This window comes from Muricoccus vinaceus, assembly GCF_042433125.1.
Lineage (GTDB): Bacteria > Pseudomonadota > Alphaproteobacteria > Acetobacterales > Acetobacteraceae > Roseomonas > Roseomonas vinacea.
Map to the genome: position 1 here is coordinate 78,161 of NZ_JBHLVZ010000002.1, position 25,633 is coordinate 103,793.

Sequence of the window (25,633 nt, forward strand, 5' to 3'; positions counted from 1 at the left end):
CGCGAGGGCTCCTAGGCCGCAATCGTCGGGAAGGTGTCGCCGGTCGGCACCGGCACGGGAGGCGTCATCCGCCCCGCGAAGTACTCGCGGATCTCGGCGAACATCTGATCGACCTTCTCATCACGCGCCGCCTGGAGCGCGTCACGGCTGGCCTGTGCCAGCAGAAGGTCCTTGGTCGAAGGCAGGGCGTTGGTCGCCATGGGGATCCTTTCGGGCGCCTAGGCCACGATGACAGGCACGGAGAGGCCGAGCGGGAGGTCGAGGGAGGGCGCGATGATGACCGGCGCCGTGAGCCCGACAGGTCGCGTTGTCACCGGCGGCGTGCCGCCGGCCAGTAAGTCGGCGACCTGCCCCTGCAGCGCCTCGATCGTGGCCCGCTGCGCGGCGATCTCCGCCCTCAGGTTGGCGTTGACGATCTCAACAGCGCTGTTGGTACCAGCGAGGTTCTCGTTGATGGCCCGGATCGCGGAGGCGGTGCCCTGCAAGGCGGCCTGTGCCGCCGCAGCACCTGCGGCCTCGCCCGCGGCCTGCCCCGCCGCAGCGGCGCCACTGGCACCGCCGTCGAAGACCAGCCAGCCGACTGGTGCGCCCACGAACATCTCGGGCGCCTTCAATTCCGTGTTGTGACGGAAGTCGCCGGCCTTGGCAGGGTTCGGGCGCTGCGCCGTGGTGCCGGACGCCGTCTCCTGGAAGATCGGCCGGACTGGCGTGTAGCCCGCCGGTGCCATCGTCACGTCGCCGTCGATCAGGCGGCGGAACCAGTATTCGGTGTTCGCGACTGCCCTGCCCTCGGCGGGGATGATGTCTTGCTGGTCCGGGTCCTTAATGCTGAGACCCGGCTTTGGAATGATGATCAAGGCGGACCCTCCCGGTCAGGTGAAGGTCAGGCCGCCTCGCCGGCAGAACCGTCGGCCAGTATGGCCTCGGCCTCTGCCGCCGAGACCAGGCCGGCCGCTGCGAGCTTGGCGACGCCCTCCTGGACGCGCGGGTCGTCCAGGTCCGTCACGCTGCCGGCCGCCTGGTTGAGCAGGTAGGTCAGGAGAGACCCGTCCCCGCCGGCCGCCATCTGCATTGCCGCTACGGAGATCTCCTGCTGCCTCTCCTGGGAGAGGCGGTCGCGGAAGGCGAGGCTCCGGATGATGCGGGCGCGCACGACCTGCGGCTCCGGGTCGCCGGGCGCCGCGAAGGTGGTGCCGTCATAGAGCCAGCCGGGCTCCACCTTCTTCGCCTGGGCGGTGGTGAGCTGGACGAAGTTGGCGAAGATCGCTGGCGGGTAGCATTGATCGAGGGGGACCTTGTCCTCCCGCGGGGGGATGACCTCGGCGACCACGCCGTCGCGCACGAATGCAAAAGTGGCCATTGCGCTCACCCCCAAACCAGCACGAGGCCGGGTCCACCGTTGCCGCCGTTGCCGCCGCCGGTGCCGTTGTTCGCTGCGCCGCCACCGCCACCGCCAAGGGCGGCGCCCGTGCCGCTCGCTCCCGTGGCGATGCTCACGCCGGGCGAGATGGCCGAGCCGCCGCCGGAACCGCCAAGATAAGTGCCGCCGATGACCTGGCCGGTGCCTCCGCCCTGACCCGGCAGATCCAGAAAACCGGCGCTCCCGATTCCTGCGCTGCCCACCACAGCCATTGCCCCGCCCGCGCTGGTGTAGCCGCCCGCGCCGCCGGTAGCGCCGCCCCAGCTGCCGAAGGTGCTGCTGCCGCCCGCGGTCCCGTTGGCATTGCTGTTCGAACCGATGCCCCCAGCCCCCACCGTGCCCGACACAGGACCGGTCACGCCGGTAGCGATGCCGATGGAGAGGCCGCCGCCGCATCCACCCGAGGCAGCAGAGCCAGTCGCAGTGGCTGCGCCGCCGCCACCGCCACCACCGAGCACGAGGTACCCGTAGGTCGTCTGTCCGGGGCGCGGCGTGAACGTGTAAGGGCCCGGGTTCCGCATGACCCGGAGCGCAGTGCTGAACATGGCGCGGCAGGCGGCCAGGACCTGCGCGGTCGTGGCGTCCGGGGTGATGCCGGTCGCAGTCAGGAAGGCCATCAGCTCTTCCTGGATGCCGTTGAGCCACCAGTCGGGCACCACAGTTGCGGGAAGCCCGGCACCAGGGTTGCCGCCGGTGAAGAAGCCGGACGTGCCCGCAAGCGCCGGCACCGCCGGTAGCTGGGCTACCGCCGTCTGATGAAAGATGCGCCGCATGTCAGCTCCCGTAGGCGAAGGTCAGGGTGGTGTGTGCTGGGCGGATGCGAGCCAGGGCGCATTCCAGGACGGCGTTGCCCCAAGCAGCGAGAGGCTCGCCTGCGGTCGAGGCACCAGCGGCGAAGTAGGTGACGGTCGCCTCAGGGGCGTGGACGCGCCACGCATGCGCCCAGTCGTCGCCGTAGACGGGATCGCCTGCACGCATGAGGCCGGCCCGCGCGGGCGCGAAGTTCTCGATGGTGATGGTGAAGCCGAGCGAGGCGGCCACGGCGATGAAGTAGGCAGCGGACTGGCCGCCGGTCGCTGTCAACCGGGCCTTCACCTGGGCCTGGCGCTGCTGCAGCGTCGCGGCCAAGCCAGAGCAGGGGTCGGGCAGACCCAACGTCCGCTCCCACTCGGGCAGCAGCTCATAGGCCTGCGGCGGAAAGGCGTCCGCGAGCAGGGCCACGGCCCGCGCGTCCAGGCGCTGCGCGGTTGGCGCGAGCCCCTTGGCGGTGACGGCCATGCTGGCGGCCATGTCGCGCGGCCAGATGCGTCCGCGCGGCAGGTAGGCGAGGATCGCGGCGGCATAGGCGCCGACGCTGGGAACGGTCAGCGCCATCAGACGAAGGTCACAGTGCCCAGGGTCGGCAAGGAGCCCACCCCGATCGCCACCGGTGCCGTCGGCACCAGCAGCGTGAACCGCGAGACCCCGAAGACCCCGTCGATGGCGGCGCTGCTGTCGGACGGAAAGATCGTCCCGCCGGGTTCGCCGCGGGCACGCAGCATGGCCGCCAGTGCGGCGGAGATGGCCGCTCGGTTCGCGGCGGTGTCCTGGGACAGGTCGCCGATGCTGAAGTTGATGGGCTGCGCTGCCGGTGCCACGGCATAGACCAGGGCCGTCACCGGCTGCAGCGGGTAGAGGGCATCGGCCAGGGCGAGCTGGTCGCCCGTGGCGTGAACCGCGCGAGGCTCAGCACCAGCCACGCCGTCGGCGCCCACAGGAAAACCGCCTCCTCCCGCGTTCGCCTGATCCATCATGAAGCGTACCACGACCGAGCCGGCGCCCATGCCGTTCCGCTGGATCCAGGCCCGCGTGACGCCCGGCACCGCAAGAGCCCAGTCCAGGTAGTCCTGCGCCGACCCGCCCTGCGCGGGTTCGGCATAGGCAAGCAGCATGCGGGTCAGGAAGCCGTCGCTGTCCACGTCCTCGGCATCGCTGCCGCCGGTCAGTGGCCCCACCGCCGCACCAGCCGAGGTGACCCCGGGCACGGCAGGACTCAGCAGGAGCGCCAGCCCGCCCGGCCCATTCCCGGCGGGCCCGGCCGCGGTGGCCCGCAGCGGCACGGTGACAGACCCATCCAAGGCGACCGTGGCGTCGGCGGTGGTGACGTAGCCCGCGCTGCCGTCCGCACGTCGCACCGTGCTGCCGACGGGGAGCAGCGTGCCCGGGGCACCCGAGAAGACCGCCACGCCGGCGGTGAAGGTCGCTTCCTTGGGGAAGACGTCCTTCAGCGCCGCCCAGGCCGCCCGGAACTCGCCGGTGGAGGTGGCCGGTACCGCTTGCCGGGAAATCCAGTCGAGGTAGCCGTAGAGGTTGCGAACCAATCCGGCGACCGCGATCCCCATGGCATGATCGGGCCGCCAGCGCAGCACCGCCGGCACGCCGGCAGCCTGGGCAAGGTCGGCCAGCACCTGACGAACCAGGTCCGTCAGGCCAGGACGTGTGAACGGCATTCGGTCAGGTTCCCTGCCAAGCCCAGTCGAAGCGGAGATCCGCGCGCCGGCCGTCGCGGTGGATGATCACGGGCAGCAGCACCAGCAGGTTCGGCCCGCCCCATTCGGCGGTGACGTCCACCCGGGCGGCGACCTCGTCCTCCACCAGCCAGGCCAGGGCCTCGCGGGCGTAGGTCTCGGCCAGGCGAAGCGTCTCCGGCAGGTGCTTGGCCCGATCCAGGAGCCAGAGGCGGCTGCCCAGCGGCTTCTCGCAGTAGGCGTCCGCCCACCACCCGCGGCGATCATCGGTGCCGTCGGTCAGCACGTCGTCCGGCGCGGCGCGGCGGTCGGTGAAGAGGCTCATCCACACTGCGGTCTGGAGGTCGTCGCCCTCGGCAAGCTGGCCTGAGGCGTCCCGGGCCCAGTCCCCCTGCCCCGTCCGGTTGTTCCAGGCGATGGCGATCGTGCTCAAGGAACGGGCTCCCCCGTCTGGCTGCTGCCGCCCTGCACGCCGCTGTGGCGATGGTGCACGAGGCTGACGCCGCTCGCCTTCACGTCCCCGGTCACCTCGAGCAGCGGCGTGTCCACCGTCACCTTCGTCGCGGCCTTGATGGCGATGGTGCCGCCCAGCTTGACGTGCACATGACTGCCGTCGTGCGTGTGGAGCGCGACCTCACCCTCGGCGAGCTCGATGGTGAACCGCCCGTCGCTGGTGGCGATGACCACCCCGGCTGCCCGGTTTCCGCCGAGGAAAAGGACCGCGGCATCTGCGCCCGGCCGCGGCCGGGAGGACACGCCGTAGAGGGACAGCACCGGCGTATCGTCCCGCACCTCGCCGGTTTCCGGCAGCCGAACCTGCGCCGTCAGCGTGCTGCGCCCGGTGGCGCGGTCGGTGCGGGTGGCGGTGATCCGGCCGAGGCCGAACATCATGCCCACGCGGCTGGCGAGCTGGCGGGGGTTCATACGCCCGGCCCGGTACCGCTGATCCGGCTGGCGCCGCCTGCCTCGAGCGCTTGGCGCTGCGCCCCCTCCTCCGCCGCCTGGCGGATCTGCCAGCCAAAGGAGAACAGCGGGTCGTACTGCGGATCAAAGCCACGCGGATTCATGAGGTGGAGCCGGGCCGTGGTTCCACCCTCGCCGCGGGTGAACGTCACGTCGCCGATGATCCAGGTCTCGTCCTTCACCTGACAGGCCGGGATATGCACGTCGGCCAGCCGGTTCGGTTCCCAGAGCCGCCCCTCGCTGTCCCGCCAGCTGTCTACCGAGACAGTCACGTCTTCGGACCGCCCCAGGCGCCGGGCCTGTTCCCACTCAGCTCGCTCGCGGGCGGCGTCCTCGATCGGGCCGGTACCGGAGTGCTCCAGGATGATGATGCGGCGGCGGAGGCGCTTGACGCCCTCGTCCTTGGCCTGGCCGATCGGCGCGGGCAGGCCGCCGCCTCCCGCCGCGTCCTGGGCCTGCATCAGGGGCAGCACGCTCAGGGGATAGACCTGGTACTCGCTGAACCGCTGGTCCATCCCATAGTCCGGCCAAGCCGAGATGACGTTCTCGCCCTCACGGACGCCGCTGGAATGGCGCTCGGTGGAGACGGGGCGCAGGACGATGTTGCCCTCCGCGTCGTCGTAGCAGAGGAACTTGGCGAACCGGCACAGGCGCTCGATCACGTCCCAGGTCGTCTCGCCCAGCTGCAGGTTGAGCTGCGGTACCACCGGCCCCTCCCCGGCCGGGAGCGAGACGCTGATGCCGTACTTGCCCGCCAGCGTCACGGCGATCTGCCCCACCGTCTGGCCACTGATCTGGAAGGTGTCGAAGATGGCGGCGCAGTCCACCAGGTCCTGCGTCTTGGAGCGGCCCATGATGGTGACGGTGTGCCGGCGTGCGTCGAGCGCGGGGATGTAGCGGTCGATGTAGCCGGTCAGCACCGTGTCCTTGCCCATCATCACCTTGCAGGCTTGGCCGGGCTCGATCACCACCTCATCGGCCTCACCCGGGTACCGCTCGGTCAGGCTGATGGTGAAGCTCGACGGCATCTGCTCGCAGCTGCGGACCACCTGCACGGTGTCCCAGCCGCCGAAGACCTTGCCGTCCACCTCGATGGTCATCTCGTCGTCTGGGTAGTCGCCGGGCGGCGGGGGCAGCGGAAGGGGCAGGTCAGCGGGCGCAGAGGGACTGACGACGACCTCGGGAATTTCCACGATGGGTGCGTCGTCGGGCATCGTGCCTCCGTTAGATCAGCGCATGGGCGCCGGCATGGCTCAGCGCGCCAGGCCGGTGAACCGGGTCGGCATGAACACTGGGTTCGGTGGATCACCGGCCATCCTGGTCATTTCCGGCTCGCGCCCGGCGTCGCCGTAGAGGCGCTGGGCAAGAACCAGAGACGGCAGCGACGCCTTCACCTCCACCTGGCGCAGAGGGGAGAGGTTCGCCCCCCGGCGGCGCAGATCCCGGTCGAGGGCGCCGCGCACCGCGCGCAGGGCGGAGACGATGGAGTCCTCCCCCGCATCCGCGGCGATGAGCTCCTCGGCGGCGAGCAGGCCGCAAACGTCGGTTCGCAGGGCTTCCGCTTCATCGTAGGACCGCGGCTCGCAGGCCGAAGCGGCACGTGCCAGCGCCGAGAGCGCCGCGCGCCGTCCGAGCGCGGCCAGGGCAGCGTCGCCACCGGCCGGCATAGGCGATGCCGCCAGCGCTCGCAGCAGGCGCACTCGGTCGGAAGGGTCTGGGGCGCTGTCCGCCACGCCCGCCACCAGCGCCAGCATGGAGGCCACCAGCTCGGCCGGCGTGCTCACAGGCGCCCTGCGAGGTTCATGACCGTGTCCCCCAGACGCGTCACCTGAGACCGCGCGCTGTTGAAGCGCGAGAGTGCCCCGGTGACGCCGCCGGTCAGCGAGGTGGCGCGCCCGAAGATCCCGTTCACGCGGCTGGTACTCGCGTTGAGGAAGCGGCCCACGTCGCCCAAGCCGAGCGCCCCGGCGACGGACGAGACGCTCCGGATGGCTCCGGTGGCGCTGCTGACCAGGCTGCGCGCGCTCGCGACATAGCCCTGAGCCGTCCGAACGACACCTTGCACGCCGGCGTAGCCCTGCTGAACGGTGGACGTGATACACTCGATGCCCACCGTGCTGGCCGCCTCGTCCAGGAGGTCGCAGGCCCCGGTCACCTCGGCCACGCCGCTGACCACGCTGCCCGGGAAGCGCCGCTCGCCGGTCTCAACGAACTCCATGCTCAGCCGGACGATCCGGCCCTCGTCCCAGGCATCGGCTGCGGCGAGGTTCAGCAGGGTGACGGTGAAGGTGCCGCGCGAAGGGTGGACCAGCGTGCCGGGCCCCTTGGTCTCGGCCGCCGCCTGCAGTTCCTCCAGCTGGCTGGCCACGTCGTCGCCGACCAGGAAGCCCTTGACCAGCATGGCGCGCGACCGACGTCCGAGGTCCTCGGCCCATGGCTCGTCGCGGAACGGGTACTCGTGCAGATGCACCCGCCGCCCGAACAGGGCCTCGCTGCCCATCACCTGGAACGGCACGCCGCGCCAGGAGGCCGGCCGCAGGGTGTCGCGCCAGCTGCTCATGTCTAACCCCAGTCCCGCATGGCGCGCTCCACTCGCGGCGGTTCGGCGTCAATGGCACCCTGCGTACGGGTGATGACCTGCATGTCCCGCGGCGCATTGGCGAACCGCACGTCAACTGCCATCCGCCCGCTCATGCGCTGCGGCTGTGACCCGTCCAGGGGGCTCGGCACCGGCGCCGCGGTGGGAGCCGGAGCGTTCAAGGGCGACGCGACTGGCCGCGCGGCTTGCGCGGGTACGGCCGAAGCGGGCGAAGGGACCTGCACCACGATGGGGGCGCTTGCCTGTGGCAGCATGGCCGGTTGAGCCGTGCTCTGCGGGGCAGCACGGCTGAGCCGCGGCAGCATGTTCTCGGCGGTCTGGCCTCGGGATGCGGCCTCACCCTCCCGCCCAGCCGGACGCTCATAGAGGCGCGAGAAGGCCGAGCCAGCTTCACGAGCGGTCAGAGCGCCGCGAAGCACCTCACCGGCCTGCCGCGCCTGCCGATCGCGGCCGGCGGTCAGTTCGTGGTGGATGAAATCCAGCTGCTGCTGGCGGCTGCTTTGGCGGATGTCCACGCCCGCGAACTCGCGGAAGGCCGTCAGCCGGTCGCGGTTCCACTGCGCCATACCCATGGACATGCCGCCGTCACCCGCCGGCCCATCATGGCGGACCCCACTCTCATGGTGCAGGTTCGCTGTGATACCGGCTGCCGCCTGCGGGCTCCATCCGCGGGAGCGGAAGTACGAGAATGCGTCCTCGTGCCGGCCGGTCACGGCATCCGGGCCATCGCCGAAGGTGCGGCTGCCGCCCCGTGCAGGAGCGTCGTCCTGAACCCGGCGGCGCTGCGCCCCTGAGCCGAAGCCCATTGGCCCTGGCCCTTCCAGTCCGAAGCCGACCGGCCCCAGGTCATCCATCGGGCGGTCATAGTAGCCGCCGGCCCGCCCGCGCTGGGCGAAGTTCCGTTCCTGCTCCCGCTGCCGCTCACCGGTCTGGTCGCGCTGCTCGGCGAGCTGGTTGATGGCCATCTGCGCGCCGATGACCGATCCGCCGATGCCCAGCATCCGGAGTGCCCAGACCGGGAGCTTGGTGGCGCTGAACAGCACGGTGGCGGCGTTGATGCCGGTCAGCGTCTTCAGCAGCCGCCCGGCAAGCATCACCTCCAGCGCGGTGGTCGCCGTCTCCCATCCCACCGTCGAGGTGACGGCCCGGTCCACGGCCGACACGAAGGACCAAGTGCCTCGGCCGGCCTGCTCGAGGCGGCTCACCACCGCAGCCGAGATTGCGCCCTCGTTCGCCTGGGCCCAATTCTGCGCGCGGTTGACGCCTCGCTCCATGGCCGGCGCCAGCGTCCCGCCGATGGTCAGCGCCAGCCTATCGCCGGTGGAACGCATGCTGTCCCACTGCCGCTCCAGGCGCTTCGCTTGCTCGGCCTGGTCGCGGGTCATCGTGCCCATGCGGCGGCCTTCGGTCAGCAGATCCGCCACACCGGCGCGCCCGCGGCGCAGGAGCGGCAGAAGGGCCTCAACCCCGTAGGTCCGGGCGAGCTGCATCTGCTCGCGTGGCGCATTGTTCAGTCGGGCAATGCTCTCGGCCACGTCGCCCAAGGCGTCGCCCGCGGTCCGGGCCCGGCCTGAAGCATCCCGCAGCGCAAAGCCGAGCCGTGGGAGCTGAGACGCCGCCATAGCGTCGGCATTCCGCCCGCCGGCCGCGTCGTAGAGCACCTGGTTGAAGGACTTCAGCCCCTCGGTCGCATCGTCCGCGCCGATACCCGCCAGCCGCGCGCCATTCTGGAAGGCGTGCAGCTGCGGAACGCTCATCTCCAGCGCGCGGGCGCCGGACAGAAGCTGTCGCCCGGTGTTGATGAAGGCCGTGGCGGAGCTCGTGGCACCCGCGATGAGGCCTCCGCTGGCGAGGGGAACCGCCGCGAATGCGAGGCTCTTTGCGAAGGACGTAGCGTGCCCAGCTGCAGTGGAAAGCCCGGCGTTGACCCGGGCCAGGCCCGTCGCCTCGCTCAGGCGCCCGAAGGCGGCAGTCAGCTGGCGGGTGGGCTCGACAACCGTCCCGACCCGATCGCGCACCGCGTTGATCGTGGCAGTGGCCTTGTCCACCGCCGTAACGGTGACGGAGAGCACGCCGACATTCTCAGCCATCGCGCTCCGCCTTCTTCTTGATCCTGACCGCCTGTGCCGCCCACCACCGGAGCCGGGTGGCGGTCATGTTCCACCCCGCCTCAGGCCCCCAGCCCGGAAAGAACGCCGTGAGATCGGCGATCAGGTGCTCGAGGTTGCTGGGGCGGGCCTTGTGAAACGGACAAAGAACGCGTCCGCCTGCATCGTCTTGGAGATGGGGATCAGGGCGGCCACGGGCTTGGGCAGCCCACCCACCACGTGCACCAAGTGCTGAATGCTGCGAATGCCGCCGAGGTCTTGCGCGTCCGCGAACTGCTGGGTGGTCGGCTCGCGCAAGGTGACCTCCGAATACTCCTTGCCGCTGAAGGAGATTGGCGGCTCGAAGCGGATGGTTAGGGTGGCCGGGAGGGCTTCGGCCTCGTCGGTGTCGTCCACGCGCTACTCCTCCATCACCACATTATCGCCCTCGAAGGTGAGGTCGAAGGTGGCGTCCGCCGAGTTCACCTCCACCGCGGCCGTGTTCCACATGCCGGTGCCGGTGACGACCTTGCCGTTGTTCAGGCGGAGCTCGACCGTCACGTTGGTCCAGTCCTGCATGGCGGCGATGCCCACGCCGAGCATATCGCGGCACTGGAAACCGATCATGCCGGGCTGCGGCTTCTCGGAGTACCCGTGCACCGAGTCCATGCCGGTCAGGCTCTCGCGGGTGACCGTCGCCGGGCGGTACTTCGGGTTGCCCACCAGGGGTAAGGAGAGGCCGTCCACCGTGGCATAGGCGCCACCAGCGATCCGGCGCGTCGTGTCGGACATGAGGTCTCTCCCTTACAGCGCGCCGGCGACGCCGACGGCGTCCCGGAGCTGGGCCTGGATCGCGACCTGACGGAGCTGGTCGACGGGGACGATCGGCGCGATGCCGTCCACACGGCAGCGGTTGCCGGTTGCGCGCTCCACCACCAGGGCCGTGGCGAAGGCGGCGCTGTTCTGCACCAGGCCGTCCTTCTCCATGCTCTTGTAGAAGGCGATCAGGGCGCGGCGGATCATGCTCGGCGTGACGACGCGGGCACCGGGGCGGAAGTTGGTCCCGTCGTCGGCCAGTTTCATGCGCGGGTAGGTCGTCTCGACGTAGCTCCGCATGCGGCGGAGGATGTCGGCGGCCTGGTAGTTCCGCTCCACGTCCAGCAAGCTGTCATCGGGCTGACCGAAGGCGTTGCGCTGGAAGGTCGTGATCAGCCGCTCGATGCGGACCTGCCCGTCGGCATCCGTGGTGAAGGTCGCGATGCCCGAGAACAGCAGTGCGTTGCGGTCGCCCAGCCCCCAGCGCTTGTCGATCGGCGGCGGCTGGACGTTAAGCGCCACCGTCTGCAGCGGCCGGCCGGGGTCGGCCCGGAGGCTGGTCGCCGCGGCGGCCGTGATGTCCGCCGCCCAGATCCAGCCCGGCTCCGGCGCGCTGTCGGCGCCCATGATGCAGACGTGCGGATCGTTGCGGGCGGTACCCATGGTGGTGACGGTGCCCAGCGTCCCACGCACACTGGCGAAGGCGCCGCCATAAAGCATCCGCGACCAGGACCAACGCGTCACCAGGTGCGCCCGCAGCGCGTCCAGGCTGGACGTGTCGGTGAAGGGCATGGCGATGTAGTCGAAGTCGGCGTCCCCCAGCAGCGCCAGCGCGTTCGTCAGCGCGGTCACCGGGTTGCCGGCTCCACCGGTGGGCTGCACCACGGTCACTGCCATCCCGGCCGGGGGCGCGTCGTCGGTCGTGGTGACCGTGATCTCGTTGCCGCCGAGCCCCTTGTTCCGCGCCGTGATGGTCACCGTGTTGGTGGAAACCGTCGCCGTCACGGGCAGGTCGGACAGGGCGTTGATGGCGGCGCCGATCGCCGCGGCGGCCTGGGCGGTCGTCTGGGCGGACGACACCGCCACCGAGACGCGCTGGCCGGCGATCTTGCGGACGAAGGTGCCCGGGGCCGTAGCGGCCGCGGTGACCTGGATGCTCCCGGTGGCGGCCACGCCAGCGGCATCGTCCGCCAGAGGCAGCAGGTAGAGCGGGCCGAACTCGTCGCGGGCGCGGTACTGCGCTGCCATCAGGGCGAGCATGGACCCCTGCCCGGCCGCGCTCTTGGCCCAACCGGCACCCTGGCAGAGCACCGGGACGCCGGGTGTGAGCGTGCCTGCCGCGACCATCTGGCCGATCACCAGCGCCTTGGGCAGCCGCCCGCCTCGGTTGGCGCCGGTGGCGTCCAACTCGGCGAAGAAGAACGGGACGCGGAGAGCGCCGCCGCCCGGGATTTCGTTGAAGCTGACCACGGCCGGCTACTCCTTCGGGGTGCGCGCCGCGGCGGGCTGCGCGGGCGGTTCAACCTTGCGCACGTCCCCGTCGGCCAGGCGGCGGGTCCAGTATTCGGACGGGACCACCTCGCGGCCTTCCGCGGGGAGGAAGTCGCGCAGGTCCGGATCCGGGATCTGCATCCCCCGGGCAGGCTTCACGTGCATGGTGGGGCTCCTAGGCGGACGGAATAGAGGGGTCGGTGATGACGACCGAGACGGCGGCGCATTCGGAGGTGTCGGGCTCGGCCATGGTGAAGACCTCCTCCCAGACCAGCTGGAACTCGATCGTGGCCTCCACCTCGATCGCGCGTTCCTTCTGCTCGGCGGAGAGCTGCGTGGTCACGCCGGCGCACCGCTGGAGGATGCCTTCGGTGGGGGAGAAGAGTGCCGGCGAGCGGAGAATGGCGCGCTCGACTTGGCCGCAGATGTCCTCGCAGGCGACCTCGGCCTGTGTGGCGATCGGCCCCTCGGTCAGTACGCGAATGATCAGGGCGGAGGTGACGCGGAACTGGTGCTGGAAGCCGCCTTGCGTGGTCGGCTCCTTCCGCTCGGCGTAGCCGTAGACGAGCAGGGCAGGCTTGCTGCTCACCGGCCAGACCCGGGCCCGGTGCACACGCCCGTTCAGCACCGGCACCTGATCGGCAAGGATCGCCGCCACGCGGTCGCGGACGTCGGCGCGCCAGCCCGGGCCGACAGGGCCGCTGCTCATCCGGCGGCGATCGCCAGCGGGCAGTCGTAGTACCCTCGCGGATCGCTCATCACGTCCGTGATGATGCTGCGCTCGCCGTTGACCACCACGAGCGCGCCCTGCTCGGGCTCGACACCTGGCGGGAAGATGGAGGACCGGAACCGAAGAACGTCCCGGGACTGGGTGATGCCGCCGGTGTTCTCGGCATCACCATCGAGCGGGATGGCGGCGCGGAGCATCACGCCGCGAAGGGCGGGCAAGCTCACCATCCCGTCGGGCGAGAGGTAGCTGACGGGGGTCCCGAAGGTGGACTGGATCGGCCGGAACAGCAGCGCGTCGAAGTCCACCATCGGCTTGTGCCCCCGCCAGCGTCAGGACTTGGTGAGGCGCAGCAGGCTCTGCGGCCGCAGGCAGGCGATCAGCGGGTTCGACTGCAGCTCCGCCACCATGCGCTTCTCGGTCTGCCGGCTGGCGTTGAAGAGCAGGTAGAGGGGCAGCCCCACCGCGCTGACCGTCTCGAAGGTGTCGGCCGGCGCATAGAGCGTCTGGAAAAGGCCCGGCACCCCCGCCATGAACAGGCGCGCCTCGTCCGTCGGCACGCTCACGATGGAGTCGTCCGTACCGCGGTAGTTCACCCAGACCACGCCGGCGTAGGTGAAGGCCGAGTAGGGCGAGTTGTCGGCGATGCGGAGCGCAGCGTCCTGGTTGCCCATGGCGCCATTCTTTCGCGCCGCACGGATCTCCTTCGAGGTCACGAGACCGTCGAAGAAGTTGTCGCCGCACAGCGACATCAGCGTACCGGTGCCGACCGCCATGCCGTTCAACGCCTTGGTGATCTGGCGACGGACGGTGGTGCCGAAGCCGTCGAAGATCGCGGTGTCGGCGGTCATGGTGGAGATGGGCAGGTTCACCGCCGTCGGCCGGGTGGTGCCCGTCCAGGCGTAGAAGTCGTACAGGATGGTGGTGTTGTCGGCGTCGTAGACCACGCCGTCGATGGCGCCGAGCAGCATGTGCTCCAGAGTAAGCGCCCACTCCACCTTCAGCCCCGCGGGGCCGTCGGTGCGCTGGAGCATCAGCCCCTGGGCGCTCTCCGGGGTCAGGGTGCCGCGGGCGCGGAGGGCGAGCAGCTCGTCGGCGTTGACCTCCACCTCGCGAGAGAAGTGGTAGGCGCGCAGGGGGCGCATGGAGGAGACCGTCCGGCCGTGCTGGCTCGGCGGAGCGCCACGGGGGATCGCGGACATGAGGCGGATGCCGCCCGTCTCGCTTTCGAAGGCCGCATCCAGGGTCACCATGCCCTGTGCCGGGGCAATCCCCAGATCGCGCAGGAAGGTCGGGATGTAGGGGAAGTTGCGGTTCACCTCGGTGGTGAGGGTGACGCTGCTGAAAGCGTCCCCACCGAAGATATCCATCATGGTGCCGGACATGGCGTATTCTCCAAGCCGGCGACCAACGGGCCGGCGGGTTTCGGGATCAGGTGCGGACGAGGATGCCGAGGGCGGTCAGGGCCGCCATGGCGGCGTTCAGCTGCGGCGTGGAGATGCCCGCCGGCCAGGTCAGGTAGAGACCGTTGGCCTCCATGTCCCGCACATGCGCGGCCGCCCGAAGGTCGCCGTTCGCGAGCGCGTCACCGAACCCGTAGTAGATCGCCGCGGCGTTCTGGCTGCCGTCGCTGGCGCCCGGGGTCAGGATGGTGAACTTTTTGGAGGCGGTGATCTGACCGAGCACCGTGCCGGGATTGTAGTCGGCGGCCACGCCGCCCGCGATCACCACGACCTCGCGCGAGCGGGAGGCATTGGCCTCGGAGACGATGTAGGCGCCGGGGCGGATGGCGTCGTTGAGGACGGTGGTGGGCATGGCTCAGACCCCCTTGCGCGCGGCGGCGCTCTGGTTGAGGCGGGCGTAGATGTCGGTCGCGTTCGGGCCGGCTGGCCCCTTGCGCTCGTTCCCGACGGGGTGCGCCGCGCTGGTGGTGCGCTCGGCCTGGTCAGCGGCCTTGGCCGTCAGCAGCGCCTCGGCCACCTCGCCACGCGAGCGGCCGGCGGCGATGTGGGCGGCGGCGTCCTGCGGCCGGCCGTGCGCCTGGCACATCTCCATGATGCCGGCGGCCTGGGCGAGAGCGGCCTGGGTCGCCTCCGTCCGCGCGGCCGCAAGGGCCTGTTCCTGCGCCGCGGCGGCTTCCCGCGCGGCCTGCATGTCGTCTTCGTTCATGCGGCTACCTTTCAGAGAGGTGATGCGCGCGCCGGTGCGGCCGCGGGTGGGTGAGGTCTTCGCGGACCGCGTCTCAGCCTCGGCGATCGCATCCGCGAGCGTTCCGATCCGATCCGCGATACCAGCAGTGATGGCTTCGCTGGCATTGAGGCAGCGGGCTTCGGTGGCGCGAACGGCCTCCGGATCCATCCGCCGGCTCTCGGCGACGCCGTTGACGAACAGGCCGTAGAGGTGCGCGACCTGCCCCTCGATGTCGGTGCGCGCGGCATCCGTCAGCGGCTCGTGCGGGTTGCCGTCCACCTTGTGGGCGCCCTGGAAAATGTAGCTCCAGGCCAGCCCGTCCTTGGCGTCCGCGCCGGACTCATCGACGTGCACTGCCACCACGCCGATGGACCCAACTTCCCCGGACTGGGGCACGAAGATCATGTCGCAGGCAGAAGCGATGGCGTAGGCGGCCGAGTAGGCATAGGCGTTGGCCGCGGCGATGATGGGCTTGCCGCCCCGCATGGCCGAAAGCGCCTTCGCCGCGTCGAAGCAGCCGAGTGCCTCACCGCCCGGGCTCTCGATGTCCAGCACCACTCCGCGCACGTCACCGTCGGCGAGGGCCCGGGACACATCCGAGACGATGCCGTCATAGCCGCGCATGGGCGAGCTGGACGCGTCGATCATCCCGGCCCGGTTCGCCAGCAGGCCCACCACCGGCACCAGGGCGATGCCTCCCGGGGTCACGGTGTAGGGCCGGCGCTCCGGCCTGGGCCGGTCATAGTATTCGTCGTCTTCAAAGGCGCCGGGGTGCACGCCGAGGCGCGGGCCGATGCCGGCCACGATCGCCCGCAGCTTGCGCTCGTGCACCATCAGCGGCGTGCCGAAGAGGCGTGCCGCGACGTGCGGAAGGTGCGGCATCAGGTGCTCCCTGGGTCGGCCGGCTTTGCGGGCGCCTGGTCGTCCTCTTCGGTCTGGGTGGTGGCGCCAGGCGCTGCTGGTGCGGGCCGGGTCAAACCCAGCCGCTCCTCACGCTCCTGGTCAGCCGCTCGACGGCGGTCCGTCTCCTCGGCATCGAAGCCGTTGGCCTCCATGACCTCGGAGCGAGCCTTAAACCCGTTCTCGACCATCAAGGCGTCCGCCTGGACGTCCTTCAGCGGGTCCACCCAGCCCCAGGGCGGCGGCATCCACCGGATCTTGTTGAAGGCCTTGGGCGTGCGAGCGAAGGCCTCGGCCGTCATGCCCGGCACCGCTCCAGCCAGCGCGGCCTGCGCCGTCCAGGCGGCCGCGACGCGTCTGCAGAACCCGAAGATCACGACGCTCCACTGGAACGCCTCGGTGCGGCGGCGCGCGTCCAGGCTGGAAGCCCGCGTGTTGCCGTAGTTCCCGCGGGTCATGTCGCCCGTGAGGCCGTGGTAGGGTACGCCCAGGCCTACGCCGATCCGGAGAAGGGCGCGGAACTGGAAGGCCTCGTAGTTCCCGCCGACGTCCGCCGGCTCGGCGAACTCCACACCCTCGCCAGGCATCAGGACCTGCATGGTCCCAGCTTCCAGCCCTGCGATCGCGGCCTCGATCGGCGGCCCGCCGCCAGCCAGTAGGCCGGCACCCGGCAGCGGTACGCCGACGATGTTCTCCTCCGGGTCCACCTCCGCCGGGCGCGTGATGAAGCCGGCGAAGAGGGCGGCGACCTTCTTCCGCTCCAGCTCGGCGTCGTCGTACTGGTCGAGCGTGAACAGCTGGACGACCACGTTGGCAAAGCGGGACAGGCCACGGATCTGGCCGGCCTCGACCGGGTCCAGTAGGTGGATCACCTCAGCAGCCGGGACGCGGCTGCGCTGTCCCGCGAAGCCAGTCTGCTCAGTGCTGTCCGCCGGATGCACCCGCCAGAACCAGTAGGCCACCCGGCGTCCGATCAGGTCGAACTCGATGCCCTGGCGAACGGTGTTCCCGTTCTCGAGGCGAAGGTTGTACGCGGTGTCCAGCATCTCGGAGGGCAGCATCTGCAGCTGCAGAGGCACGGTGAGCCCGTCCCCCGGGCGGCGGTACCGCAGCCGGTAGAACACCTCGCCCGTGATGAACATCTCCCGCACGCCGCGACGCATCAGGCCATAGAAGTCGGTCAGCCCCTCGGCATCGGCTTCATCCGTCCACTCGTCCCAGGTCGCGCGCAGCGCGGCCTTGAGTCGCTGATCCTCTACGCCCCAGGACGGGGTGATTCCGGAGCCGACCACCGCGCTGCCCCACCAATCGACGGCGTTGATGGCGTAGGCGTTGTTCCGGACGAGCCAGCGCGCTCGCTCCGTGACGGTCCGCCCGGCGTTGGCCACCAGCGTGTTGACGTGGGCAGGGCCTGGCCGGAAGTTCCGCAGCCGCCGCGCGCCGGCGCCGGCCTCCAGCCCTGCGGTAGAGTTACCGCCGAGCCCGACCCACGGCAGAGCGGCTGACACACCGCGCCGCACGTTGTCCCCGAGGCTGGTCAGCAGGCCCATCAGAGGCCCTTGTCGGCGATGAACCGCACCTGGCGCGCCGGAACGCGGGCGACCCGGAGGCCGAGCAGGACCTCCAGGCGGGCTACCTCTGCCTGCTGAGCTGCAACCGCGGCCGCAAGCTCCGCACCCGTGGCGTAGACGATGAGCTGATCACCGACCGAGATCTTTGAAATGCCGTTGGTCTGCATCTCGCGAACCTGCGCGAGGCGCGCCACGGCGGCCGCATACTCGGCCGCGATCAGGGCCGCAGCGCTATCTGACATGCGCCCCTCCTCAATCCATCATTGACGACCTGCTACTGGCCCGGCGCATCGGCCGGTACATGCGCGGCTGCACTGCCGCCGGCGGTAGCGGCGCGGGGCTGATGGCCTCCGGCAGCCCGACCAGTGGGTTCTCGTCCCAGGGCGCCGCCCAGGCGGGCGGGTTGTTCCAGTCGATCCGCCCTACCCCGTGCAGCCGCGCCAGCACGTGCGAGCCGACCATCATGTCGCCCGCCTCGTTGCGCGCGCCGGAAGCGGCTTTCTGCCAGGCGCCCGTCGGCAGGCGGCGCTCGGCGACGAGCTGCTCGAACCAGCTATGCGGTGGGCCGGCCCGGTCCTTCAGCCCGTCCGGGAAGTGGACGAACCAGGCACCCGGCTCAGCCCGCTCGAGCTGCGCGGCGAGATCGTCCTTGAACAGGTTCGGGTTGAAGCGCGCGACCGGCACCTGACCGCGGGCGACGCCGCTGGCCTTGCGGTCCTTCCGCACGTCCTCGGGGTAGATCACCTGCAGCCGGGCCGCATTCAGCCCGGGCGCGCCCTGCGTCGGCAGCACGTCCCAGGCATCCCGCCCGTCCGCCTTGCCCAGCAGTCGCACCTTGCCGGCGGCCCGCCACCGCATCCATGCCTCGTAGGCGCGGGAGGTGACGCCCGCTGAGCCGCCAAGGTCCATCCCGACGGCTCGCGGCCGCATGAAGCGCCCGGAGCCATCCGCCAGCGGCAGGGGGCGCCGCAGCGCCTCCAGCAGCGCGTCCCAGCTCGCCGGGTCCGTGGCGGTCTCCGCCGTCAGGCGCTCCGTCGCCAGCACCCAGCTCTCGCCAGCGACACCCCAGCCGCGCCGGATCAGCTCGAAGCGGTTGGCCTGCACGTCGGCCCAAGCGGTGATGAACCGGACGCCGTGTGGCACCTGGTTCAGCGTCAGCCCGCCTTCAGCCCTGTCAGCCACCGTGCCAGCATCTACGCTCCCCACCCGGCGGGTCGGCACGAACGGGAAGCCCCACTGCTTCACCACGACCTGGCGCAGCGTCTTCTCGTCGCCCAGCCGCTCCATCTCGCGCTCAGCCGAGACACGGGCGCGGGCGAGGCCGCCGATGCCGCCCAGGACGAAGGGGCTCATCGCCCCCACGATCCAGGCGCCGTAGGTCGAGTGCCGGCGCAGCGAGCCGGTCACCCGGCCGTCCTCGTCGATCTCCTCGCCGAGACCGATCCAGCGGCCTGCCGCATTCATGGCGCGGCGCTCGCGATCCTCGATCAAGCCGCCGCAGGTGGGGCAGGCCAGCCGCGTGGCCTCCTGCACCTCGTCCAGCGGCGCATCGGCTGGGTAGTCCAGCGCCATGAACCGCGATGCACCCGGGTTCGGGCTGCTGTGCGCGCCGCAGCGCGGGCATGGCCACCACCAGGTGCCGCGGGTGCTGTCGGCGTAGACGGCCATGATCCCGCGCTTCCAGCCGGCCGGGGACATGCCCACGGCCAGGTCGGGGTGCGACATCATCAGCAGACAGCTGTCCTCGCCGAACACCTGCCGCCGAATGTCCAGTACCGGCTTCGCCTCGCCCAGCTCGGAGAGGTCGTAGTTGTCGACCTCGTCCGCCACGATCCTTGGGGCGTTCTTGTTGATCAGGGTGTTCTTGCCGAAGGACAGGAACTCGGCCTGCATCACCCCAAAGTTCTTGAAGGCCAGGCTGTCGTCAGAGGGGTCAGACCCGATGCGCCCGGCCATCTGGGGATGGACCCGGATCATGGGCTCGATCCGCTTCTTGACGTAGGCCTCCACGCCCGGCTTCGTCTGCATGTACCAGAGGAAGCTGGCCGGGTCGGTCTCGACCGTCAGCTGAAGCCAGTTCTCCGCCACCGTCGTCTTCGCGCACTGGCCCGGGCCAGGGATGGCGACCGTGGTGTACTCGCCGGAGGTCAGGGCATCCGAAGGCCCCTGCAGGTAGGGCACCCGGGATGGGTCGAAGGGCTTTGCCTCCTCTCCGATCCCGTCCGTAAGCAGCCGGTTCCGCGCCGCATAGTCGGACAGTGCCAGGCGCTCCGGCGGTATCAGTGCGGAGAAGGCGTCCAGCACCAGGGCCTCCGCGTCCGCGAAGGGCCCTGGGTCACTCGTCAGCATCGGGCAACCCCGTCTGCGCCATGCCTGCGACAAAGGTCCGCAGCTCGTCCTCGATCAGCCCCCTGAGGAGGCGCTGCTGCTCGCGGGTCAGCCCCAGCTTCTCGGCCGCCTTCGCGACAAGCGATCCGGTCAGGCCTCGGCGAAGGCCGGTCAGCCCGCGGGCCAGCGCCACCCGCATCTCGGCGGCGACCAGGAGACCCCCCGCCTCCGTGGCCATGTCCCGCTCCATGCGCAGGACCCGCAAGGCCATGAACTGCTGGTTCGGCGAGAGATCGCCGTCCTGCTTCGGCAGGTCATCAGCCAGGCGGGCCAGCGCCGCGTCGGCGTCGAACTCCCAGCTGTCGCCGTTCCCGCCACCCCGGCGCAGGATGGGAAACCTCGGATCGCGCGCGATGCGATCGTCCAGGTGTTGACGCGATATGCCCGCTTCCCAGCAAAGCTCGCGTTTATTCAGAGTTCGAGCCTTCGACGGGACTGCGGGGGCAGCAGGGGTGGCCGGCGATAGAGGACGCCGGCGCTTCGGCCGCTCATCCGCCAACGCGGCGCTCATCCAGACACCTCAATGTTGTTGTCAACGAGTTTTCAGATCAGACGCTCGCGAGAGACGGGGCGCGAAATACCCGCGGAGGCAGGGATCGCTAGGAAGGACCCATGAGCCGCGATGAGGCGTCTCCAGGTGCACTCGCGAGCGTCGACCGGTGACCAGGCGAGCGTAACGTCCAAAACACAGCTCGCGAGATGATGCTCGTAAGGTCTGGGTTCGTTTTAGGACGGACAGCCTACTTATTAACCCTCGGTAGATGATGGGCAGGCAATCTACGCGTCTGCCCTCGTCCCCACGTTGCGAAGTATTGCTTGTGTTGTCGCGGCCACCTTACCTCGGTTCACGAACGCAGGCGGCCGCCTAGCCGCATGCTGAGGCCAAGAAGCAGAATACGTGTGAAACGAGGCAACTCTGAACTGAGGGCCAATGACCTATTCGATGTCATTAGAGCGGCACGTCTTTGCTAAGTCAGACCGACTGCCAGTCCCCAAGTGCGGCTTCCTCATTGCGGTTCTGTCTGCGATGATTTGGGCTGTTGCCTACCAGTCTTTCTGGGGGTGACGCGTCCAGGCGCCGGAGCCCACCAGCTAGGCGCTCAGGCGGTTAGGGAAACGCAGGTGTTCCTGCGTGGCCTGGCTCGCTCATCAAAGATGATCAGCGCTGCCGGACTTCAGTGTGCCTCAGCAGCGAATTCGAAGCTCTCAGCCTCCTCGATGAACGCCGGTTCGACGCGGCGGCGACCAAGACGAGCATCATTTGCCTGGAGCGTCAGCAGGTTTGTCTTGCCTTCATGATAGGCTTCCTCAGCACAGCGGAAGGCGCGGTCTGACACAGCTACGTTGATTGTGCCGTTCGTGAGGCGCCATCTCCAAACACGGGCGCCGTAGCCTTTCCGTTCGACGACGACACTGACTTCGTCGTCGACCTGAATGCTTCTTCCCATTGCGCGCCTCACCACCTTTTTGCCCGATCGCTAACGGAACTCACTAATCCGTGATGATCGTTAAGGCCACTCAGGTTGTGTGATCTTTTGTGGGAGCGGGTCGTGTGAGGAGATGAAGCTCCGGGTGAAGTCTCCGCGGTGGATCCGAAGCCGCCGCGTCAGGCAGCCTGTGGCAAGGAAGTCACGTCAGGCAATGCCACGTTGGTGGTGTGATGAGCGATATGCGTGGCGGGTGCGCTGGTTAGAACCAAGCACGAGGCGGCTTCCTGCATGTCCTCGGAAAGCAAAGGTGCGACGGCATCAAGCCCTGTTCCCATCTCCCTACCGAGCTTGATAACTCCAAGCGTGAACGGAACGAGGCAGACCAGAGCTGCCCCGAAAACCCACTCGAACATCGATCGGTTCCAAGTCGCAGATGGGACCAATTCCCTCGTGCGATGAGACCAAGCTAAGCCGCCAGATCACGAAGTCGCTAGCAACTCCAGGTTGTGTGGTATTAATGCACCCCAGGTGTGTCTTTGTTGCACTTTCGTATAAGTAGTCCTGCCGATCGCCCCACCAATCTGCCACATATTTTGTGAGGCCGGCCCTGATAAGCCTAGCAACGAAGGGCACGCCTGAACGCCCCTCCAAACCCCGGAGCTAGTCTCGCCTTAATCACCTCACCGCCCTTAGCGAGCCCGAAGCTTCGCCAAGCGGGGAGCCGCGCCCCCGCATTAGACCAGGGAGCTCAAAGGGAGACGTGACTGGGGGTTCATAGCGGGGGGCTCGCCTATCTCCTGCCGTGTCGGCTCGAGAGGCAGGCTGATCGTGCAGCGCAGACCATCTCGGTGCAGCTCGTAGCTGGTTTCTGCCCCAAGCTGATAGGGCAAGGCCTGCTCAATGAGCTCGCGTCCATAGCCTCGGTGGGGTGGTTGCGCGTCCTCGCCCAGGCGCACAGGCACACCTGTCTCTTCCCACTCGATCCAGAGCTGCCTTTCGCCTTCCGTCCCGCCTTGTATGTCCCACTGCACACGCAGCCGACCTTCGGGCCGGGACAGGGCACCGTACTTCAGGGCGTTGGTCGCAAGCTCGTGCAGGCCCAAAGCAAGGGTCTGCACCACTGACGCCCGCAGCTGCACGCCTTCAGGCCCTTTCAGCCCCACCTGCGGCCCGGCCCTGCCATCGTCCAAGGCTCCATGGGCGGACAACTCCATCCTAAGCAAGACGCCAAAGGTAATCCCCTCTACCCCGTGCAGGCGCGAGAGAAGGCTGTTTGCCCGCGCTATCGCTTCCAGTCTGGCCTGAAAGCGTGATCCAAACTCCTCCAGTGAGACGCTGCTCGCCAGCGTCCCCGTCGACATGGAGCTCACAACGCCCAAGAGGTTTCGGGTGCGGTGCTGCAGTTCAGCCACCAAGAGGTGGAGGCGCTTTTCGCTTAGGCGCAGCCGCTTTTCCGCCCGCTTCCTCTCTGTGATGTCGAGCACCGCGCCCACGAAGTTCACTGGCCGGCCTTCCTGGAAGGTGGTCTGACCATGCACGGACACCCAGCGTTCGATTCGATCCTCGATTCCGATAACGCGGTACTCCAGGTGATAAATGCCGTCGCCGTTTGGATCGGTGCGCGCCGCAAGGGCAGTCTGTACGCGCGCTCGGTCGTCAGGGTGGATGCCGGAAAGAAAGACCGTGGTATCAACATGGGCGCTTGGCGGCAGGCCCCAGATCGCTTTGAGCTTGGCATCCCACTCACGTGTGCCTGTTGCCAGATCCACAGCATGGGGGCAAAGCCCCACTAGATCGACCGCGGCTTGCAGCCGTGCCTCACTTGCGCGTAGCGCTTCGCGCTGTGCGTGCTGATCGGTGACATCCTTGCAGATGGCCAGCACCCCCCCCACGCCGTTCGATGCAGAGGGCTCGTCAATCGGGCTGAGCCCGTAATCCCAGCGCGCATCCGTCCAGCGACCTTGCCGGAACACGGGTACGATTGCGTTCTCATGCCAGGTCGCCTCGCCGCCGGCCATGACTTGCTCAATTTGCTCGCCGACAGCGAGCCAGAGGCTGGTCGGGTCACGCGGACCACTGCCGCCCAGAATTTGCGGGTGGCGTTCCGGACCCACGATAGCAACACACGCATCGTTATAGAGCCGGATGAAGTGCGGTCCCCACCAGATAAACATTGGCTGGCGACTGCCGAGGATCAGGCGTACGGCAACGCAAAGGCTCTGCGGCCACTCATGGATCGGGCCGAGCGGCGTCGATGCCCAGTCATGGGCGCGAATGACGTCGGCCATCTCGCCCTGCTGGGCTAGCCATCGCGGGGCTGTCTGTTGCAGGTACGCCATGCAGAAAAACTCACCTAGAGAGAACGCCTGCCCTTTTTAGAGATTTGCTTTGACAATCCTCAACAAAATACGCTCAGGCGTTCCGGTCTTTTGCATACAGAGCGGTCGAGAGCACTCTTAGCCGGGCGAGGTTCCTGGGCGCTCTTTCGTCCACCGCTCTGGCGCATCTTGCGGCATCAAAGGGTTGAGGAAGTGGAACCGAGACACCTCGCCTTCGAAGGTGATGCTGCTTATCTCGCCGTCTTCAGCGCCCGCTCCATCGCACCTCGGAAGGCGGGCGCGAGCCCAACCTTGATCACCCGCACCGCTCTGGTCTGGAACCCGAACCGCGCCTGGTACTTGGCCCGGTCCTCGAAGGCGATGAGCAGCTTCGGCGCGACCTTGGCGCCCTGCCTGCCCTTCGGCTTGGGCGGACGCTGCCAGATCCCGCCCACGCCGTTGACCTGACCGACGAAGGTGTCCTTGCGTCCCTTCAGACGCGACAAGGCGTTGCGCGGCAGGTTCCCGTAGACGTTGCGGGGCGTGCCCGCCGGCATGACCAGCGCACGCTTGGCAGGCAGGCGCGTGCCGCCGGTCTCCTGCAGAGCCAGGTAGGCAGCCTGCGTCGGCCGGACGAACACCGAGGCAGAGGGCGCCGCCTTGGTCACGGGCTGGACGGCGACGCCACGCAGGGTGAACGGGGTCGGGCGATCGAAGACCGAGGGCAGTGCGCGCTGCTCCTCCGCCTGGGCCTTCTTGACCACGCTGGTCAGGGCGAGCGCTGTGACGAAGGGCAGCTGCTTGACCGCGTCCCCCAGCATGCGGCGGGCGGAGGCGACTTCGGCGATGGCTGAGACCTGCAGCACTCGGGCCTCCGAGGGCTCAGAAAAGCAAAACGCCCAGGGCCAAAAAGGCCGCCGGACGTTGGGCACAACTATGGCGTTCTGATTCGCTATTTAATTCCGGCTTGGAACGTCGTCAAGTGCATTGCCGACGTCTTTCTGCCCTACCTCAGCAGTGATGCTGAACAGCGACAAATTGCTCCCTACTTATCTGCGAACTCGCAAGGCCACCATGGCGCTGCCAATCACGTCGATCAGGCGGTTCTTGTTCCTTCGGGCCCAGTTATGGTTGGCCGCCGACCGTGCGAATCTTACCAAGCAGCACTTGGACCTCTTCAAGAGTCATAGCCTTGGTGCTCCAATTGCCTTCATCGAGCACCTCATCGTCCGCAAGCTTGCTGTGCCCTTGACCGCTGTATGCACCATCCACCTTTGGCCGAGCAGCAGAATCGGGACTGTACTCCACTCTGTAGTTGGGAGCCTTCCCTTCGCCCCGCACCCCAATCCGTACCGCAGCGTTCCCTTTGGCTTTCCGACAAGCCGATGTTTTCCCGAGGACGATCCGCACATAGTCCTCGGCGTTCATAAGTGCGCCGCGCTCGTAAACGCTCGCGATCGTCGAGTCAGGCGGTACGGTTTTCTTGACCATATTACCTTCCAGTGCTGGGCGTTCAAAGTTGAATGGATGGCACGCACATGCCGTGCTGGTACAGCCGACCCCACATCAACCGGAATTTCAAGCTTAGACACTGGCGTCTGGGAAGAGCCGGAAATGGTCGGCCAACTCCTGCGAGCCATCCCTGAGCCGCTCCACCGTGTCATGAGCCGCCGGGTACTTCCCCCTTGCCACATCCTCCACTACGGGGCGGACGCGCGGTGAGAGATGGTCGCTGGCTTGGCAGAACCGCTTCCACTCCGCGGCATGGTGATCGTGCATCTCGCCGTGGCTGGGCGCGGTGAAGGAGCGGGCGATGCCCACGCCCACCTTCGAGGCGGCGTAGTGCCCTGCCAGCTGGACCATCGCATCGAGGCGACGCCCCCAGAGAGCACCGGCGCGGACGTAGTGCTCGAGCACCCCATCCCGGACGATCGCAACCGACGCCCGTTCCAGGTACGAGCTGCCCGCCTCCTCTCTGACGTCGACCAGCACGTCCTCCACCTTTGCGCCCCTCGCCTGCATCGCTGGCCCCTGTGATCCCCGGTCAGAATCGCTCGCCCATCGCTCGGGTGCCCCTACGCGCCGGGCACGCTCGAGCACCTGCCGACCCTGGTCAGCTCTTTCGGCAGCCCGCATCGTCGCGATCATCGTCCCCGCCAGGAGCTGCATGCGCTGCCAGCGGCCAGCGTCGAAGTGGCAGGGCTCGGCTACGATCTTGCGGCGGTG

At 68.8% G+C, this 25,633-nt stretch carries 31 protein-coding genes; all 31 read right to left on the reverse strand.

Annotated elements, in window-relative coordinates:
- Nucleotides 1-11: 11 nt before the first annotated feature.
- Nucleotides 12-200, reverse strand: a complete 189-nt coding sequence (locus ACFFIC_RS02010) for a hypothetical protein (protein WP_377048366.1) — start codon at nucleotides 198-200, stop codon at nucleotides 12-14.
- An 18-nt stretch (nucleotides 201-218) separates the two neighbouring features.
- Complete coding sequence (locus tag ACFFIC_RS02015) at nucleotides 219-857, reverse strand: DUF2635 domain-containing protein (RefSeq protein WP_377048367.1); 639 nt, start codon at nucleotides 855-857, stop codon at nucleotides 219-221.
- 26 nt (nucleotides 858-883) lie between these two features.
- Complete coding sequence (locus ACFFIC_RS02020) at nucleotides 884-1,360, reverse strand: hypothetical protein (protein ID WP_377048368.1); 477 nt, start codon at nucleotides 1,358-1,360, stop codon at nucleotides 884-886.
- A gap of 5 nt (nucleotides 1,361-1,365) precedes the next feature.
- Nucleotides 1,366-2,193, reverse strand: a complete 828-nt coding sequence (locus ACFFIC_RS02025; RefSeq protein ID WP_377048370.1) for a glycine-rich domain-containing protein — start codon at nucleotides 2,191-2,193, stop codon at nucleotides 1,366-1,368.
- Between the two features lies 1 nt (nucleotide 2,194).
- Entirely contained in the window at nucleotides 2,195-2,794 is a 600-nt protein-coding gene (locus ACFFIC_RS02030; RefSeq protein WP_377048372.1) for a YmfQ family protein, read from the reverse strand.
- The gene (locus tag ACFFIC_RS02035; RefSeq protein WP_377048374.1) at nucleotides 2,794-3,909 is read right to left on the reverse strand and encodes a baseplate J/gp47 family protein; all 1,116 of its coding nucleotides are present in this window, start codon (nucleotides 3,907-3,909) and stop codon (nucleotides 2,794-2,796) included. Before ACFFIC_RS02035 ends, ACFFIC_RS02030 begins: the two co-directional genes overlap by 1 nt.
- 4 nt (nucleotides 3,910-3,913) lie before the next feature.
- Nucleotides 3,914-4,360, reverse strand: a complete 447-nt coding sequence (locus tag ACFFIC_RS02040) for a phage GP46 family protein (RefSeq protein ID WP_377048375.1) — start codon at nucleotides 4,358-4,360, stop codon at nucleotides 3,914-3,916.
- On the reverse strand, nucleotides 4,357-4,851 hold the full coding sequence (locus ACFFIC_RS02045) for a phage baseplate assembly protein domain-containing protein (protein ID WP_377048376.1): 495 nt from the start codon (nucleotides 4,849-4,851) through the stop codon (nucleotides 4,357-4,359). The genes ACFFIC_RS02040 and ACFFIC_RS02045 overlap by 4 nt, the downstream gene beginning before the upstream one ends.
- A complete protein-coding gene (locus ACFFIC_RS02050) occupies nucleotides 4,848-6,104 on the reverse strand; it encodes a phage baseplate assembly protein (RefSeq protein ID WP_377048377.1) in 1,257 nt (418 codons plus the stop codon). Before ACFFIC_RS02050 ends, ACFFIC_RS02045 begins: the two co-directional genes overlap by 4 nt.
- A 39-nt stretch (nucleotides 6,105-6,143) precedes the next feature.
- The gene (locus ACFFIC_RS02055; RefSeq protein WP_377048378.1) at nucleotides 6,144-6,674 is read right to left on the reverse strand and encodes a hypothetical protein; all 531 of its coding nucleotides are present in this window, start codon (nucleotides 6,672-6,674) and stop codon (nucleotides 6,144-6,146) included.
- Nucleotides 6,671-7,450 carry a DNA circularization N-terminal domain-containing protein gene (locus ACFFIC_RS02060; RefSeq protein WP_377048379.1) on the reverse strand — a complete coding sequence of 260 codons (780 nt, stop codon included), beginning with the start codon at nucleotides 7,448-7,450 and terminating at the stop codon, nucleotides 6,671-6,673. The genes ACFFIC_RS02055 and ACFFIC_RS02060 overlap by 4 nt, the downstream gene beginning before the upstream one ends.
- A 2-nt stretch (nucleotides 7,451-7,452) precedes the next feature.
- Nucleotides 7,453-9,579 carry a phage tail tip lysozyme gene (locus tag ACFFIC_RS02065; RefSeq protein ID WP_377048380.1) on the reverse strand — a complete coding sequence of 709 codons (2,127 nt, stop codon included), beginning with the start codon at nucleotides 9,577-9,579 and terminating at the stop codon, nucleotides 7,453-7,455.
- A 120-nt stretch (nucleotides 9,580-9,699) separates the two neighbouring features.
- On the reverse strand, nucleotides 9,700-9,993 hold the full coding sequence (locus ACFFIC_RS02070) for a phage tail assembly protein (RefSeq protein ID WP_377048381.1): 294 nt from the start codon (nucleotides 9,991-9,993) through the stop codon (nucleotides 9,700-9,702).
- Nucleotides 9,994-9,996: 3 nt separating this feature from the next.
- Entirely contained in the window at nucleotides 9,997-10,368 is a 372-nt protein-coding gene (locus ACFFIC_RS02075) for a phage tail tube protein (RefSeq protein ID WP_377048382.1), read from the reverse strand.
- 12 nt (nucleotides 10,369-10,380) lie between these two features.
- Complete coding sequence (locus tag ACFFIC_RS02080) at nucleotides 10,381-11,862, reverse strand: phage tail sheath subtilisin-like domain-containing protein (protein ID WP_377048383.1); 1,482 nt, start codon at nucleotides 11,860-11,862, stop codon at nucleotides 10,381-10,383.
- A gap of 6 nt (nucleotides 11,863-11,868) precedes the next feature.
- Nucleotides 11,869-12,048 carry a DUF2635 domain-containing protein gene (locus tag ACFFIC_RS02085; RefSeq protein WP_377048384.1) on the reverse strand — a complete coding sequence of 60 codons (180 nt, stop codon included), beginning with the start codon at nucleotides 12,046-12,048 and terminating at the stop codon, nucleotides 11,869-11,871.
- A 10-nt stretch (nucleotides 12,049-12,058) separates the two neighbouring features.
- Complete coding sequence (locus ACFFIC_RS02090) at nucleotides 12,059-12,592, reverse strand: hypothetical protein (RefSeq protein WP_377048385.1); 534 nt, start codon at nucleotides 12,590-12,592, stop codon at nucleotides 12,059-12,061.
- Nucleotides 12,589-12,921: a head-tail joining protein gene (locus ACFFIC_RS02095; protein WP_377048386.1), complete on the reverse strand. Its 333-nt coding sequence runs from the start codon at nucleotides 12,919-12,921 to the stop codon at nucleotides 12,589-12,591. The genes ACFFIC_RS02090 and ACFFIC_RS02095 overlap by 4 nt, the downstream gene beginning before the upstream one ends.
- A 21-nt stretch (nucleotides 12,922-12,942) precedes the next feature.
- A complete protein-coding gene (locus ACFFIC_RS02100; RefSeq protein WP_377048387.1) occupies nucleotides 12,943-13,995 on the reverse strand; it encodes a major capsid protein in 1,053 nt (350 codons plus the stop codon).
- Between the two features lie 46 nt (nucleotides 13,996-14,041).
- Nucleotides 14,042-14,425, reverse strand: a complete 384-nt coding sequence (locus ACFFIC_RS02105) for a head decoration protein (RefSeq protein ID WP_377048388.1) — start codon at nucleotides 14,423-14,425, stop codon at nucleotides 14,042-14,044.
- Nucleotides 14,426-14,428: 3 nt separating this feature from the next.
- Complete coding sequence (locus tag ACFFIC_RS02110) at nucleotides 14,429-15,682, reverse strand: S49 family peptidase (protein WP_377048390.1); 1,254 nt, start codon at nucleotides 15,680-15,682, stop codon at nucleotides 14,429-14,431.
- Nucleotides 15,682-17,250, reverse strand: a complete 1,569-nt coding sequence (locus ACFFIC_RS02115) for a phage portal protein (protein ID WP_377048391.1) — start codon at nucleotides 17,248-17,250, stop codon at nucleotides 15,682-15,684. The genes ACFFIC_RS02110 and ACFFIC_RS02115 overlap by 1 nt, the downstream gene beginning before the upstream one ends.
- Nucleotides 17,250-17,513: a hypothetical protein gene (locus tag ACFFIC_RS02120; RefSeq protein ID WP_377048392.1), complete on the reverse strand. Its 264-nt coding sequence runs from the start codon at nucleotides 17,511-17,513 to the stop codon at nucleotides 17,250-17,252. The genes ACFFIC_RS02115 and ACFFIC_RS02120 overlap by 1 nt, the downstream gene beginning before the upstream one ends.
- A 10-nt stretch (nucleotides 17,514-17,523) precedes the next feature.
- Nucleotides 17,524-19,620, reverse strand: a complete 2,097-nt coding sequence (locus ACFFIC_RS02125) for a terminase gpA endonuclease subunit (RefSeq protein WP_377048393.1) — start codon at nucleotides 19,618-19,620, stop codon at nucleotides 17,524-17,526.
- Nucleotides 19,607-20,170 (reverse strand): hypothetical protein, encoded by a 564-nt coding sequence (locus ACFFIC_RS02130; protein WP_377048394.1) that lies wholly within the window; start codon nucleotides 20,168-20,170, stop codon nucleotides 19,607-19,609. Before ACFFIC_RS02130 ends, ACFFIC_RS02125 begins: the two co-directional genes overlap by 14 nt.
- Nucleotides 20,171-20,834: 664 nt before the next feature.
- Nucleotides 20,835-21,107, reverse strand: coding sequence for a hypothetical protein (locus ACFFIC_RS02135; RefSeq protein WP_377048395.1), 273 nt, complete (start codon nucleotides 21,105-21,107; stop codon nucleotides 20,835-20,837).
- Between the two features lie 158 nt (nucleotides 21,108-21,265).
- Complete coding sequence (locus tag ACFFIC_RS02140; RefSeq protein ID WP_377048396.1) at nucleotides 21,266-21,502, reverse strand: hypothetical protein; 237 nt, start codon at nucleotides 21,500-21,502, stop codon at nucleotides 21,266-21,268.
- A 321-nt stretch (nucleotides 21,503-21,823) separates the two neighbouring features.
- Complete coding sequence (locus tag ACFFIC_RS02145) at nucleotides 21,824-23,377, reverse strand: sensor histidine kinase (protein ID WP_377048397.1); 1,554 nt, start codon at nucleotides 23,375-23,377, stop codon at nucleotides 21,824-21,826.
- Between the two features lie 281 nt (nucleotides 23,378-23,658).
- A complete protein-coding gene (locus ACFFIC_RS02150; RefSeq protein ID WP_377048398.1) occupies nucleotides 23,659-24,273 on the reverse strand; it encodes a hypothetical protein in 615 nt (204 codons plus the stop codon).
- Nucleotides 24,274-24,532: 259 nt separating this feature from the next.
- A complete protein-coding gene (locus tag ACFFIC_RS02155) occupies nucleotides 24,533-24,898 on the reverse strand; it encodes a hypothetical protein (protein WP_377048399.1) in 366 nt (121 codons plus the stop codon).
- A 93-nt stretch (nucleotides 24,899-24,991) separates the two neighbouring features.
- On the reverse strand, nucleotides 24,992-25,429 hold the full coding sequence (locus tag ACFFIC_RS02160) for a hypothetical protein (RefSeq protein ID WP_377048400.1): 438 nt from the start codon (nucleotides 25,427-25,429) through the stop codon (nucleotides 24,992-24,994).
- Nucleotides 25,430-25,633 lie beyond the last annotated feature (204 nt).

Coding starts and splice junctions, on each gene's coding strand:
- ACFFIC_RS02095 (WP_377048386.1), bottom strand. CDS start 12,921: ATGGTGGACTTCGACGCGCTGCTGTTCCGGCCGATCCAGTCCACCTTC.
- ACFFIC_RS02090 (WP_377048385.1), bottom strand. CDS start 12,592: ATGAGCAGCGGCCCTGTCGGCCCGGGCTGGCGCGCCGACGTCCGCGAC.
- ACFFIC_RS02075 (WP_377048382.1), bottom strand. CDS start 10,368: ATGTCCGACACGACGCGCCGGATCGCTGGTGGCGCCTATGCCACGGTG.
- ACFFIC_RS02060 (WP_377048379.1), bottom strand. CDS start 7,450: ATGAGCAGCTGGCGCGACACCCTGCGGCCGGCCTCCTGGCGCGGCGTG.
- ACFFIC_RS02160 (WP_377048400.1), bottom strand. CDS start 25,429: ATGCAGGCGAGGGGCGCAAAGGTGGAGGACGTGCTGGTCGACGTCAGA.
- ACFFIC_RS02100 (WP_377048387.1), bottom strand. CDS start 13,995: ATGTCCGGCACCATGATGGATATCTTCGGTGGGGACGCTTTCAGCAGC.
- ACFFIC_RS02110 (WP_377048390.1), bottom strand. CDS start 15,682: ATGCCGCACCTTCCGCACGTCGCGGCACGCCTCTTCGGCACGCCGCTG.
- ACFFIC_RS02025 (WP_377048370.1), bottom strand. CDS start 2,193: ATGCGGCGCATCTTTCATCAGACGGCGGTAGCCCAGCTACCGGCGGTG.
- ACFFIC_RS02135 (WP_377048395.1), bottom strand. CDS start 21,107: ATGGGAAGAAGCATTCAGGTCGACGACGAAGTCAGTGTCGTCGTCGAA.
- ACFFIC_RS02155 (WP_377048399.1), bottom strand. CDS start 24,898: ATGGTCAAGAAAACCGTACCGCCTGACTCGACGATCGCGAGCGTTTAC.
- ACFFIC_RS02030 (WP_377048372.1), bottom strand. CDS start 2,794: ATGGCGCTGACCGTTCCCAGCGTCGGCGCCTATGCCGCCGCGATCCTC.
- ACFFIC_RS02065 (WP_377048380.1), bottom strand. CDS start 9,579: ATGGCTGAGAATGTCGGCGTGCTCTCCGTCACCGTTACGGCGGTGGAC.
- ACFFIC_RS02045 (WP_377048376.1), bottom strand. CDS start 4,851: ATGAACCCCCGCCAGCTCGCCAGCCGCGTGGGCATGATGTTCGGCCTC.
- ACFFIC_RS02140 (WP_377048396.1), bottom strand. CDS start 21,502: ATGTTCGAGTGGGTTTTCGGGGCAGCTCTGGTCTGCCTCGTTCCGTTC.
- ACFFIC_RS02010 (WP_377048366.1), bottom strand. CDS start 200: ATGGCGACCAACGCCCTGCCTTCGACCAAGGACCTTCTGCTGGCACAG.
- ACFFIC_RS02115 (WP_377048391.1), bottom strand. CDS start 17,250: ATGGGCCTGCTGACCAGCCTCGGGGACAACGTGCGGCGCGGTGTGTCA.
- ACFFIC_RS02020 (WP_377048368.1), bottom strand. CDS start 1,360: ATGGCCACTTTTGCATTCGTGCGCGACGGCGTGGTCGCCGAGGTCATC.
- ACFFIC_RS02035 (WP_377048374.1), bottom strand. CDS start 3,909: ATGCCGTTCACACGTCCTGGCCTGACGGACCTGGTTCGTCAGGTGCTG.
- ACFFIC_RS02145 (WP_377048397.1), bottom strand. CDS start 23,377: ATGGCCGACGTCATTCGCGCCCATGACTGGGCATCGACGCCGCTCGGC.
- ACFFIC_RS02105 (WP_377048388.1), bottom strand. CDS start 14,425: ATGCCCACCACCGTCCTCAACGACGCCATCCGCCCCGGCGCCTACATC.
- ACFFIC_RS02085 (WP_377048384.1), bottom strand. CDS start 12,048: ATGCACGTGAAGCCTGCCCGGGGGATGCAGATCCCGGATCCGGACCTG.
- ACFFIC_RS02050 (WP_377048377.1), bottom strand. CDS start 6,104: ATGCCCGACGACGCACCCATCGTGGAAATTCCCGAGGTCGTCGTCAGT.
- ACFFIC_RS02130 (WP_377048394.1), bottom strand. CDS start 20,170: ATGAGCGCCGCGTTGGCGGATGAGCGGCCGAAGCGCCGGCGTCCTCTA.
- ACFFIC_RS02125 (WP_377048393.1), bottom strand. CDS start 19,620: ATGCTGACGAGTGACCCAGGGCCCTTCGCGGACGCGGAGGCCCTGGTG.
- ACFFIC_RS02120 (WP_377048392.1), bottom strand. CDS start 17,513: ATGTCAGATAGCGCTGCGGCCCTGATCGCGGCCGAGTATGCGGCCGCC.